The following is a 13,416-nucleotide window of genomic DNA, read 5'->3' as shown; positions in this document are numbered from 1 at the left end:
TTTTATATCTCCTTAAATCTTTTATCGTTTTTATGTTCAATTATCCTGCGGACAATTAAATACAGTATTAAAAATATCAGTGCACCTGTGGTAACACCCAAGGTGTCAAGCACCCAATCGGTGAATTGACAGCTTCTGCCGTCAACAAAAATTTGATGAATTTCATCCGTTGCGGCATACGCCGAGCCGATTGTAATGCCAAGCGGCAAATTGCGTTTGCATTTTGTAAAACAGACAGCCGAGCATGCAAAAAATCCGAGTGCCGCAAATTCCGTAAAGTGTGCGGCTTTGCGTACCATATGATCGGTAATTGCATCGGTGCCAAACAGCTTTTGCAAAAACAAAGTTACTGCTGAACTTTGACCCGCCGATTGAGTTGCCGGTCGTGATGAAAAATAAAATATCACTCCCATACACAGTGCCGTTAATATCCAAAATATAACAGCAAATACCATGTTGTATTTATTCTCTTGTTGCATTTACAAAGCTCACCCTTCCCGTTCCCGGGTGGAACTGAATGTTTTTCATTCCGTTTGCGGCGGCATAGTAACTGCTTTCGTATATCATCGGACAAACGGTGTAGGTGTTGATGATTGTTTGCTCCGCTTGCTTCAGGTATGCGGCGGCAGAATTCAAATTGCTTTGGTTTTGAGCCTTTTTAACAAGTGCGGCAACTTTGTTTGAATTTATATCCGTTATGTTGTCGCTTGCGATTTGATTCATAAATGATATTGCACTGTTGCCCGTTGCGGTAAACGGTAAAAACGCCACATCATATGTGTTTTTTGCAATTTCCGTTCTTATTTCGCTCTCGTCCATTGCCTGAACTTTCAGCGTGAGTGTGATTGCATCGCTGTCCGAGTTTGTAAGATATGAGCCCAATCCTGCCTGAACACCTTGTAAAAGCTGTTTTACGCAGTTTTCCATATATGACGGTGTAAGCACGGTTATGCTTATGTCTGTTGTGTCGAGTATGTCAAGTGCTTTTTTCCAATCGGCAACGCTTTTATTTTGATTTTGTGCTCCTGCGGTAGAGCCCATAGCTTTTACGGCATTGTTGCCGTTGATGACGCAGGATGACGGTGTGAAGTTTGTGGCAGGGGAAAGATAATCTTTGTCGTATTTCGTCGGCCTGCTGAATCCTTCGCAAAAAGCCTTACGCATGGTTTTGGATTGAAAAACTTCGTCGTTTGTGTTAAATACAAAACCCCAGGTGGTATCTTGGTACGGAGTGTAAGTAACACCGCTGTCTTTGTTTATCTTGTCGCTGTTTTCGGCGGTGATGAACGCCGCATCGTAATATCCGCTTTCAAGTTTTGAAACAAGGTCATCGTCAGTGTTCGAGCTTTTGTCAAGGATTTTCAGAGTGAGTTCCTTTGCTTTTGACGGTGACGGTCCTGTGTATTTATCGTTGTTCTTTAACAAATACGAAGCGTCGAGAATTTGGCTTACATAAAACTGCCCGTTAAACAGTGTGTACTTGCCCTCTAAACCGTATCTGCCTTTTGTTGCAACAAAAAATTGCTCGTTGCACGGCATTGCAACAGCAGATGCAAGTGTTTGCATAAAGGTGTCATCCCTGTGTTCAAGCGTGATGGTAAGATTGTAATCATCGTTTGCGACCACTCCAAGCTCTGTGGGAAGCACAGCACCCGTGTGAATTCTGTTTGCGTTTTTTATGCACGAAATGAGAGAAAATTGCGGACAGTCCGTAACATAATAAGCTGCTCTTCTGAGTGCGAAAACAAAGTCGTTTGCCGTGATGTCAGGATTGAATTCGTATCCGAGCATTTGCAGACGGCTGTCTTTAAATTTGCCTTTGTTTTCGCCCGAAGTGTATTTTTCCGTGTTTATATCCCACTTCATACCCTCACGGATGTGAAATTTGTATGTGAGCCCGTCATCGCTGATTTCCCACTTGTCCGACATACCGGGCACAACCGTACCGTCGTCGTTTATTCTTATCAAGCCTTCAAATGTGTTTTCGATAATCAAAAATTCGTCGGATGTGGAGGCAACCTGCGGGTCATAGCTGTTAACATTTGCACTGAAGGGGTAGATGAAATTTATCGAAGCCTCTTTGCCCCCGCAACCCGAAAACAGTGCGGCAATCAGTATTGCCGATATAACTATAGATAAAATCTTTTTCATTATTTATATATCCTTAAAAAGAGTATATATATTATAGCAGATTAATTACCTATATTCAATACAAAATCGAGCGGTAAAAAGCAAATTTTTTATTTGGGCAAAACTCACGATTTTTGTAGAGCTATTTTGGCTATTGCTACAAAACACACGGCGCAGTTGATAAAAAATATACAAAAATTCTCAAGAACCGCTTTATTGCTGAATCTGCAAAAAAATTATAATATTTTAAAAAATCACTTGACTTTAAAAGAATAATAGTGTAGAATGTCACCACGATTATATACTGGCAGTATGCGTCTTTTTATCTTGCTATTAAATAAGCTATATATTAAAGACAGGCGGCGATTTTTTGTCAAGCAATGCCGGTTTATGTATTGCAAATAAGAAACGAATGGAGTGAATACCTTTATGGTAAATGTGAAGGATGTACGACTCGGTACAACTACACGAAAGAGCTTTGCTAAAATCAACGAAGTTATGCAAATGCCTAACTTGATTGAAGTGCAAAAAAAGTCTTACCAATGGTTCCTTGACGAAGGTCTTAAGGAGGTATTTAGGGACATCGGTTCAATCACCGACAATTCCGAAAAGCTTGTTCTCGACTTTATCGATTACAGCATGGATGACGAACCTAAGTACAGCATTGCCGAATGTAAGGCGAGAGATACCACATATTCAAAGGCTCTCAAGGTGCAGGCTCGCCTCAGAAACACAGAAACAGGCGAAGTTAAGGACAGCACCATCTATTGCGGTGACCTTCCTCTTATGACGGATTCCGGTACTTTTGTTATCAACGGTGCGGAGAGATGTATTGTATCTCAGTTGGTTCGTTCACCGGGTGTATATTACAATATGGACCACGACAAGACAGGTAAGGAACTTTTCACTAATACGGTAATTCCTAACCGTGGTGCTTGGCTTGAATATGAAACCGACGCAAACGATTTGTTTTATGTTCGTATAGACAAAAACAGAAAGATTTATATCACAACTTTCCTTCGCTCGTTGGGTCTTGGTTCGGACGAGCAGCTTCGTGACTATTTCGGCGAAGACGAAATGCTTGAAGCTACCATCGAAAAGGACATTACAAAGAACGAGGAAGAGGCTCTTCTTGAAGTTTACAAGAAGCTTCGTCCGGGCGAACCTCCTACGGTTGATACCGCAAGAGCACACCTCGACGGATTGTTCTTTGACGCAAGAAGATATGACCTTTCAAGAGTCGGCAGATACAAGTACAATAAGAAGCTCGGTTTGGTTGAAAGAATTACAGACCAAGTTTTGGCTGAGCCGGTTATTTCTCCTGCCGGTGAATTCCTTGCAGACGCAGGCGAAAAGATTACCAAGGACAAGGCAGTTGAAATTGAGAATGCAGGTGTTATGTCTGTTTCTCTCGAACTTGAGTCGGGTAAGGTAATCAAGGTTCTTTCAAACGGTATGGTTGATATTGACAAGTATGTAACCGTTGACAAGAAAGAACTTGCCATCAACGAAAAAGTATCTTATCGTGTACTTTCCGAAATTATGGAAAAGGTCGGCGATGACCAAGAGGCACTTGAAGCCGAAATTAAACTTCGCCACGATGACCTTATCCCTAACCACATCATCATTGATGATATTTTTGCAACAGTTTCTTACCTTCTCAACCTTGCAAACGGCGTAGGTAAGACAGACGATATCGACCACCTCGGCAACCGTAGAATTCGTGCCGTAGGCGAGTTGCTCCAAAACCAATTCCGTATCGGCTTTACCCGTATGGAAAGAGTTATCAGAGAGCGTATGAATGTTCAGTCGCAGGATGACAGTGACGCTATCACTCCACAGGCTATTATCAATACCCGTCCTGTAAATGCGGCAATCCGTGAGTTCTTCGGTTCATCACCGTTGTCACAATTTATGGATCAAAATAACCCTCTTGCAGAACTTACTCACAAGAGAAGACTTTCGGCTCTCGGTCCGGGCGGTTTGTCAAGAGACCGTGCAGGCTTTGAGGTTCGTGACGTACACTATACACACTACGGCCGTATGTGCCCTATCGAAACTCCTGAAGGTCCAAACATCGGTTTGATTTCGTATCTTGCTTGTTACAGCCGCCTTAACGAATACGGATTTATTGAAGCTCCGTACCGTAAGGTAAACAAAGAAACCGGCGTTGTAACCGATGAAGTTGAATATATGACAGCCGATGTCGAAGATAATTATGTTGTTGCTCAGGCAAACGAACCGCTTGATGAAAACGGCAGATTTACAAATACAAGAGTTACATGCCGTTGCAGAGATGAGTTTATTACAGTTCCTCCTGAAAAGGTTGACTACATGGATGTATCGCCTAAGATGGTTGTATCTGTTGCTACAGCAATGATTCCGTTCCTTGAAAACGATGACGCAAACCGTGCTCTTATGGGTGCCAACATGCAGCGTCAGGCAGTTCCGCTCCTTAAAACAGAAGCTCCTGTTGTAGGTACCGGTATGGAATACAAGGCAGCTTACGACTCGGGCGTAGTTGTTATTGCAAAGCGTGGCGGTACGGTTGTATCTCTCGACGCACGCACTATTGAAATTAAGACAAAAGACGGCAGCATCGATAAGTACGAGCTTACAAAGTTCGCAGGCTCAAACCAAGGTACCTGCATTAACCAAAGACCTATTGTTTCGCTTCATCAGGAAGTTGAGGACGGTCAGGTAATCGCCGACGGTCCTGCAACCTGCAACGGTGAAATCTCAATCGGTAAAAATGCTCTTATCGGCTTTATGACTTGGGAAGGTTATAACTACGAGGACGCCGTTCTTATCAATGAAAAAATTGTTCGTGACGATGTATATACATCTATTCATATTGTAGAACACGAGGTTGAAGCCCGTGATACAAAACTCGGTCCGGAGGATATTACAAGAGATATTCCTAATGTCGGTGACGACGCTCTTAAAGATTTGGACGAGGACGGTATCATTCGTGTAGGTGCAGAGGTTCACTCGGGCGATATTCTTGTAGGTAAGGTAACACCTAAGGGTGAAACAGAACTTACAAGCGAAGAAAGACTTTTGCGTGCTATCTTCGGCGAAAAGGCAAGAGAAGTTCGTGATACTTCTATGAAAGTGCCTCACGGCGAATACGGTATCGTAGTTGATGTTAAGGTATTTACAAGAGCAAACCACGATGAGCTCAATCCGGGTGTAAACAAGGTTGTTCGTGTTTATATCGCACAAAAGAGAAAGATTCAAGCCGGTGACAAGATGGCAGGTCGTCACGGTAACAAGGGTGTAGTTTCCCGTGTACTTCCGCAGGAAGATATGCCGTTCCTTCCGGACGGTCGTCCGCTTGACATTGTGCTTAACCCTTTGGGCGTACCTTCTCGTATGAACATCGGTCAGGTACTTGAAGTTCACCTTGGCTATGCCGCTATGGCTCTCGGATGGAAGATGATGACACCTGTATTTGACGGTGCCCATGAAGATGACATCAGAGATTGTCTTGAACTTGCCGATATCGGTTATTATGTTGATGAAAACGGCAATAAAGTTTATGACGGTAAGGTTCAACTTACAGACGGCAGAACCGGTGAGAAGTTTGATAACCGTGTAACCGTAGGTTATATGTACTACCTCAAGCTCCACCACCTTGTAGACGATAAGATTCACGCTCGTTCAACAGGTCCTTACAGCCTTGTTACTCAACAGCCTTTGGGCGGTAAAGCTCAATTCGGCGGTCAGAGATTCGGTGAAATGGAAGTTTGGGCACTTGAAGCTTACGGTGCCGCATATACACTTCAGGAAATCATCACCGTTAAGTCGGACGATGTTGTAGGCCGTGTAAAGACTTACGAGGCAATTGTTAAGGGCGAAAACATTCCGCCGGCAGGCACACCTGAAGCATTTAAGGTTCTTTATAAGGAACTTCAGGCTCTTGCTCTTGATACAAGACTTTACGACAAGGACGGCAATGAGGTTATCCTTAAGCAAGACCTTGACGATGACGGAATTCCAACCGTTTCGGACGATCAGGCATTTACAGAGGTTAATGACTTTGACGGTCAGGAAGGCTACGGTATGCTTGATGAAAACGGTGAGGAAATCGAGGAAGCAAATCAGGATGAAGAAGTTGATTTGTTCGCTGCATTCGACAGTTTGGGCGACAGCGATGATTATGATGAAGAATAATCATTATAATAATTAATTTTCGATTTTTGATTAACTTTCCAATATATTATAGAAAAGGAGTGCTTCCATATGGATAATACAGCTAATTCAACAAATGAATTCAGTTCAATTAAAATCGGGCTTGCTTCTCCGGAGTCCATTCGTGAATGGTCTTACGGTGAGGTAACCAAGCCTGAAACTATAAATTACAGAACCTTAAAGCCTGAAACCGGCGGCTTGTTCTGCGAAAGAATTTTTGGCCCTATGAAGGACTGGGAATGTCATTGCGGTAAATACAAAAGAGTTCGCTATAAGGGAAAGGTTTGTGAGCGTTGCGGCGTAGAAATCACACGCGCAAAGGTTCGTAGAGAGCGTATGGGCCACATCGAGCTTGCTGCCCCTGTATCGCACATTTGGTACTTTAAGGGTATTCCGAGCCGTATCGGTCAGGTTCTCGACATTAACCAAAGAAATCTTGAAAAAGTCCTTTACTTCGGACTTTATATCGTAACTGATCCGGGTGATACTCCGCTTCAAAAGAAGCAAACTCTTACAGAAAAAGAGTATCAGGATATGCGTGAGAGATACGAAGATGACTTTAAGGCAGGTATGGGTGCAGAAGCTATTAAAGAGCTTCTTGCAGAAATTGATGCCAAAGAACTTCGTGACGAACTCACTGCAGAACTTGAAGGTGCAACAGGTCAAAAGAGAGCAAAACTCCTTAAAAGACTTGATGTTGTTGACGCTTTCGTAAACAGCGGTAACAAACTTGAATGGATGATTCTTGATGTTATCCCTGTTATTCCTCCGGATATTCGTCCTATGGTACAGCTTGACGGCGGCAGATTTGCAACTTCCGACCTCAACGATTTGTACAGACGAGTAATCAACAGAAACAACCGTCTTAAAAGACTTATGGAGCTTCACGCACCTGATATTATTATCAGAAACGAAAAGAGAATGCTCCAAGAGTCCGTTGACGCCCTTATTGATAACGGCAGAAGAGGCAGACCTGTAACAGGCCCTAACAACAGACCTCTCAAGTCACTTTCGGATATGCTTAAGGGTAAGCAGGGTCGTTTCCGTCAAAACCTCCTCGGTAAGCGTGTTGACTATTCGGGTCGTTCGGTTATCGTAGTAGGTCCTGAACTTAAGATGTACCAGTGCGGTCTTCCAAAGGAAATGGCTATTGAACTTTTCAAGCCTTTTGTTATGAAGCGTTTGGTTCAAACAAATGTTGCTTCAAACATCAAACAAGCCCGTAAGATGGTAGAAAAAGCAAACCGCTCTGAGGTTTGGGATGCTCTTGAAGTTGTAATCAAGGATCACCCTGTTATGCTTAACCGTGCTCCTACACTTCACAGACTCGGTATTCAGGCATTTGAGCCTGTACTTGTTGAAGGCAGAGCAATCAAACTTCATCCGCTTGCATGTACAGCATTCAACGCCGACTTCGACGGTGACCAAATGGCTGTCCATGTACCGCTTTCGGCTGAAGCTCAGGCAGAAGCAAGAATGTTGATGCTTGCATCAAACAACCTCTTGAAGCCGTCAGACGGTAAGCCTGTTGCGGTTCCTTCACAGGATATGGTTATCGGTTCTTACTACCTCACAATGATTAAAGAGGGCGAACCGGGTTGTCCTTACAAGGAAGTTATTGACGGTGAAGAAATAACAAGATACAGAATTTTCCGTGATGTTGATGAAGCTATGATGGCTTATCAGGAAGGCTCACTCGGCCTCCATTCGGAATGTAAAATTAGATTTACAGGCGAAATTAACGGCGAGATGAAATCGGGCGTTGTTACAACAACAATCGGTCGTGTAATCTTCAACAGACCTGTTCCTCAGGATCTCGGCTTTGTTGACAGAAGCATTCCGGGTAACGAATTTGTTCCTGAAGTAAGCTTTGTTGTTAAGAAAGGCGGTCTCGGTAAAATTGCCGACGCTTGTATCAGAACCCACGGTGTTGCAATCGCTTCAAGAGTGCTTGATGATATTAAAAACCAGGGTTACAAATATTCAACAGTTTCAGGTACAACCGTTGCCGTTATCGACGCACTTATTCCTGCAAAGAAAAAGGAATTCCTTGCCGAAGCAGAAGCAAAGGTTGACGAAATTACAACAAACTACAACTACGGTTTGATTACAAATGAAGAGCGTTACTCACAGGTTGTAAAGACTTGGGAAACTTGCACAAACAAGGTATCCGATGAACTTACAAATAACTTTGACGGTACGCATAATCCAATTCACATGATGGTAGACTCGGGTGCTCGTGGTAGTACATCACAGCTTCGTCAGCTTGCCGGTATGAGAGGTCTTATCGCCAACACATCGGGTGCTACAATCGAAATTCCTATCAAGGCTAACTACCGTGAAGGCCTTAACATTTTGGAATACTTCATTTCTTCCCGTGGTGCTCGTAAAGGTCTTACCGATACTGCACTTCGTACAGCCGACTCAGGTTACCTTACAAGGCGTCTTGTTGACGTTTCGCAGGATGTTATCATTCGTGATGATGATTGCGGATGCCATGACGGTATTGAAGTTTATGCTATTATGGATGGCAACCGTGTTCTTGAATCACTTGAAGAAAGACTTGTCGGCAGATTTGCCGCAGAACCTATCGTTCATCCTGAAACAGGTGAGGTTCTTATGGATACCGACAGAATTATGAACGAAGAAGATGCCGCAAGAATTACTGCAGCAGGTATTACAAAAGTTAAGATTCGTTCACTTATCACATGTAAGTCACGCCACGGTGTTTGCCGCAAGTGTTACGGTTCAAACCTTGCATTCAACGAACCTGTTCAGGTCGGTGAAGCAGTTGGTATCATCGCAGCTCAGTCAATCGGTGAGCCGGGTACACAGCTTACAATGAGAACCTTCCACACCGGCGGTGTTGCAGGCGGTGAAGACATCACACAGGGTCTTCCGAGAGTTGAAGAATTGTTTGAGGCTCGTAAGCCGAAACAGCTTGCAATTCTTTCGGAAATCAGCGGTACTGTAAGATTTGAAGAAATCAAAAAGACTCGCCATGTTGTTGTATTTAACAAGGAAACAGGCGAAGAAAAGAAGTATCTCATTCCTTACGGTTACAGACTTTGCGAAAACATCGTTGAAGGTGCATATATCGAAAAGGGTACAGAGCTTACTCTCGGTTCAAAGAATCCGCACGATGTACTTGCTATCCTCGGTGAAGAAGCTGTATATAACTACCTTATCAAGGAAGTTCAGTACGCTTACCGTACACAGGGTGTTGACATCAACGATAAGCACATCGAGGTTATCGTTCGTCAGATGCTCAAGAAGTGCATTGTTGATGATGCAGGTGACACAGATCTTATTTCGGGCACAAATGTTGATGTATCCGCAGTTGCCGAAGCAAACGATAAGATTGATGCAAGAATTGCCGCAGGCGAAGAAAACCTCAAGAAGGCAACATATATTCCTCTTCTTTTGGGTATCACAAAGGCTTCTCTTGCAACAGATTCGTTCTTGTCAGCCGCTTCATTCCAGGAAACAACAAGAGTTCTTACCGATGCTGCTATCCGCGGCAAGTCAGACCCGCTTATCGGTCTTAAAGAAAATGTTCTTATCGGTAAGTTGGTTCCTGCCGGTACAGGTATGAGCGTGTTCAGAGATGTAGATATTGTTCCGAGCTATTTTTCATCCGAAAGCGGAATGGAAATAAAAGATTTGGAACAGTTACAACAACTATTGACAAATAGCAACAACTAAGTTATAATACTTATCTGTGTGCTGATAAACTTGTGCAATCTCAACAAGATTTATCGCTTTAATTTGTTAAATTCGTCTATCGGGGCATAAGTAATTATGCCTCGGTAGATAATGTAATATGTACATCCGATGCCTTATATATAAGGTATATAAGGTATGAAATGTGTATATTGCAAATTTATGCACAAATAATCAGAAAGGAGAATAAACTATTGCCTACCTTTAACCAATTAGTTAAGACCGGTCGTAAGTCACTTGAAAAGAAGTCAAAGACTCCTGCTCTTATCAAGGGTCTTAACACAAAGAAGAATGTTATGACAAACAACGCTTCTCCACAAAAGCGTGGCGTTTGCACAGCAGTTAAGACAGCAACACCTAAGAAGCCTAACTCAGCTCTCCGTAAGATTGCCAGAGTTCGTCTTACAAACGGAATGGAAGTTTCTGCTTACATCCCTGGTGTAGGTCATAACTTGCAAGAGCACTCTGTTGTTATGGTTCGTGGCGGCCGTGTTAAGGATTTACCTGGTGTTCGTTACCACATCATCCGCGGCACACTCGATACACAGGGTGTAACAGGCAGAATGCAGAGCCGTTCAAAGTACGGTGCAAAGAAGCCAAAGGCTAAGAAGTAATCGGATTTTTTAGCTAAAATTTAACGAGGAAACCCGACAATAGTTTATTTATTCATATAAAGGGCTTATTGTTGGCTCCACGGAAAAACCGAGTACCTATGAACTCATATTATAATTTAATGAAGGAGGGAAGCGAAGATGCCAAGAAGAGGCCAGATCGCTAAGCGTGATGTACTTCCAGATCCTATGTACAACTCAAAGGTTGTAACAAGACTTATCAATAACATCATGCTTGATGGAAAGAAGGGTGTCGCACAAAAAATCGTTTACGGTGCGTTCGACATCATCCAAGAAAAGACAGGCAACGATCCGTTGGAAACTTTTGAAGCTGCAATGGAAAATGTTATGCCGGTTCTCGAAGTAAAGGCTCGCCGTGTCGGCGGTGCAACATATCAAGTTCCTTTGGAGGTTCGTCCTGAAAGAAGACAAACATTGGGTCTTAGATGGATTACACTTTATGCTCGTCAGAGAAGTGAAAGAACTATGAAGGAGCGTCTTGCAGCAGAACTTATGGACGCTGCAAACCAAACAGGCGGTGCAGTTAAGAAGTGTGAAGATACACACAAGATGGCAGAAGCAAACAAGGCTTTTGCTCATTTCAGATACTAATCAGCCGGACAGGAGGATATTATGCCAAGAAAAGTTGCTCTTGAAGAAACAAGAAATATTGGTATTATGGCGCATATCGATGCCGGTAAGACTACTACAACAGAGCGTATTCTTTACTACACCGGTATCAACCACAAGATTGGTGAAACCCATGAGGGTGGCGCTACAATGGACTGGATGGAGCAAGAGCAGGAAAGAGGTATCACAATTACTTCTGCTGCTACAACATGCTTCTGGAAAGGCCACAGAATTAATATCATCGATACACCGGGTCACGTTGACTTTACAGTAGAAGTACAGCGTTCACTCCGTGTACTTGACGGTTCGGTTACCGTTCTTTGTGCAAAGGGCGGTGTTGAGCCACAGTCTGAAACCGTATGGCGTCAGGCTGACGAATACAATGTACCTCGTATGATTTTCGTTAACAAGATGGATATCATGGGTGCAGACTTCTACAATGTTCTCAATATGGTATTGGAGCGTTTTAAGTGTAATGCACTTCCTATCCAGCTTCCTATCGGCAGCGAGGATACATTTGAAGGTATCGTTGACCTTGTAAACAACAAGGAAATCGTATATATCGACCCGGGTAAGAACTTGGGTACAGTTTTTGAAGAAAGAGAAATTCGTCCTGAACTTCAGGAAAAGGCTGCTAAGTACAGAACAGAACTCATCGAGTTCATTGCCGAGCAGGACGAAGAACTTATGGAAAAGTACTTTGAAGAAGGCGAAGACGCTATTGATGTTGACACCATGAAGAAGTACATCCGTAAGTGCACAATCTCCGGTGACATGGTTCCTGTATGCTGCGGTACAGCTTACAGAGATATGGGTGTTCAGCCGCTCCTCGACGCTATCGTTGATTATATGCCGGCTCCAACCGATATCGAATCAATCAAGGGTGTTAACCCTGAAACCGAAGAAGAAGAATATCGTCATTCATCTGATGACGAGCCATTTGCTGCTCTTGCATTTAAGATTGCAACAGACCCGTTTGTAGGTAAGATTTGCTACTTCAGAGTATATTCGGGTACTATTGAAGCAGGTACACCTTGCTACAACTCTGTAAAGGGCAACAAAGAAAGAATGGGTAGAATTCTTCAGATGCACGCAAACCACAGAGAAGATATTCCTGTATGTTATGCAGGTGATATTGCTGCGGCTGTAGGTCTTAAGAATACTACAACAGGTGATACACTTTGTGATGAAAATCACCCAATCGTTCTTGAATCAATGAATTTCCCTGACCCTGTAATTCGTGTAGCTATCGAGCCAAAGACTAAGGCAGGTCAGGAAAAGATGGGTATTGCTCTTGCAAAGCTTGCAGAAGAAGACCCAACATTTAAGGCTTATACCGATGAAGAAACAGGACAAACCATCATCGCTGGTATGGGTGAACTTCACCTTGAAATCATCGTTGACCGTTTGCTCCGTGAATTTAAGGTAGAGGCAAATGTAGGTGCACCTCAGGTTGCATACAAAGAAACAATTACTCAGGACTCTATGTCCGATACAAAGTATAAGAAGCAATCCGGTGGTAGCGGTCAGTACGGTCACTGTAAGATTCGTATGTTCCCTAACCTTGACGAAAACGGCGTAGGTAAGGGCTATGAATTCGACAATCAGATTGTCGGCGGTTCTATTCCTAAGGAATATATCCCTGCAGTTGACGCAGGTATCCAGGCTGCTATGAAGAGCGGTATTTTGGCAGGTTATCCTGTAGTTGATGTTCGTGTAGAACTTTATGATGGTTCTTACCATGAAGTCGACTCTTCTGAAATGGCATTTAAGATTGCCGGTTCTATGGCATTCAAGGATGCTGCAAAGAAGGCTCATCCTGTAATTCTCGAACCTATGATGAAGGTTACTGTTATCGTTCCTGAAGAATACATGGGCGATGTAATCGGCGACCTTAACTCACGCCGTGGTCAAATCCAGGGTATGGAAGACAGAACAGGTGCTAAGCAAATCAATGCGAGAGTTCCGCTTTCAGAGATGTTCGGTTATGTAAACGACCTTCGTTCAAAGACACAGGGTCGTGGACAGTACACAATGGAACCTGACGGTTACGACCAAGTTCCAAAGTCAATCTCCGAATCAATCATCAGCGAACGCGCAAAGAAAGACTAATATAAAAAAACACTTG

General features: G+C 43.3%; 7 protein-coding genes. 5 read left to right on the top strand and 2 right to left on the bottom strand.

All coding sequences use genetic code 11. The annotated features are described in order from the left end of the window. Window positions 1-2: 2 nt before the first annotated feature. Window positions 3-479, bottom strand: coding sequence for a VanZ family protein (locus Q0E08_RS04495; protein WP_294777410.1), 477 nt, complete (start codon window positions 477-479; stop codon window positions 3-5). Further along, entirely contained in the window at window positions 463-2,151 is a 1,689-nt protein-coding gene (locus tag Q0E08_RS04490) for an ABC transporter substrate-binding protein (protein WP_294777408.1), read from the bottom strand. The genes Q0E08_RS04495 and Q0E08_RS04490 overlap by 17 nt, the downstream gene beginning before the upstream one ends. A 408-nt stretch (window positions 2,152-2,559) precedes the next feature. On the opposite strand from Q0E08_RS04490, the gene rpoB reads away from it, so the two are divergent. The 5 genes from rpoB (at window position 2,560) to fusA (ending at window position 13,400) form a co-directional block, all read left to right on the top strand. After that, on the top strand, window positions 2,560-6,306 hold the full coding sequence (gene rpoB, locus Q0E08_RS04485; protein ID WP_294777406.1) for a DNA-directed RNA polymerase subunit beta: 3,747 nt from the start codon (window positions 2,560-2,562) through the stop codon (window positions 6,304-6,306). A gap of 69 nt (window positions 6,307-6,375) precedes the next feature. Then, window positions 6,376-10,029, top strand: coding sequence for a DNA-directed RNA polymerase subunit beta' (rpoC, locus tag Q0E08_RS04480; protein WP_294777404.1), 3,654 nt, complete (start codon window positions 6,376-6,378; stop codon window positions 10,027-10,029). A 212-nt stretch (window positions 10,030-10,241) separates the two neighbouring features. After that, window positions 10,242-10,661 carry a 30S ribosomal protein S12 gene (gene rpsL, locus Q0E08_RS04475; RefSeq protein WP_078768318.1) on the top strand — a complete coding sequence of 140 codons (420 nt, stop codon included), beginning with the start codon at window positions 10,242-10,244 and terminating at the stop codon, window positions 10,659-10,661. A 138-nt stretch (window positions 10,662-10,799) separates the two neighbouring features. After that, window positions 10,800-11,270 (top strand): 30S ribosomal protein S7, encoded by a 471-nt coding sequence (gene rpsG / locus Q0E08_RS04470; protein WP_078768319.1) that lies wholly within the window; start codon window positions 10,800-10,802, stop codon window positions 11,268-11,270. 21 nt (window positions 11,271-11,291) lie between these two features. Further along, entirely contained in the window at window positions 11,292-13,400 is a 2,109-nt protein-coding gene (fusA, locus tag Q0E08_RS04465; RefSeq protein WP_294777401.1) for an elongation factor G, read from the top strand. Window positions 13,401-13,416 lie beyond the last annotated feature (16 nt).

The sequence above is a fragment of the uncultured Eubacterium sp. genome (assembly GCF_934561735.1).
Taxonomy (GTDB): Bacteria; Bacillota; Clostridia; order Oscillospirales; family Acutalibacteraceae; genus Eubacterium_R.
The sequence above is the reverse complement of the archived record's forward strand: the minus strand, read 5'-3'. Positions and strand labels throughout refer to the sequence as shown.

Coding starts and splice junctions, on each gene's coding strand:
- rpoC (WP_294777404.1), top strand. CDS start 6,376: ATGGATAATACAGCTAATTCAACAAATGAATTCAGTTCAATTAAAATC.
- Q0E08_RS04495 (WP_294777410.1), bottom strand. CDS start 479: ATGCAACAAGAGAATAAATACAACATGGTATTTGCTGTTATATTTTGG.
- Q0E08_RS04490 (WP_294777408.1), bottom strand. CDS start 2,151: ATGAAAAAGATTTTATCTATAGTTATATCGGCAATACTGATTGCCGCA.
- rpoB (WP_294777406.1), top strand. CDS start 2,560: ATGGTAAATGTGAAGGATGTACGACTCGGTACAACTACACGAAAGAGC.
- rpsG (WP_078768319.1), top strand. CDS start 10,800: ATGCCAAGAAGAGGCCAGATCGCTAAGCGTGATGTACTTCCAGATCCT.
- fusA (WP_294777401.1), top strand. CDS start 11,292: ATGCCAAGAAAAGTTGCTCTTGAAGAAACAAGAAATATTGGTATTATG.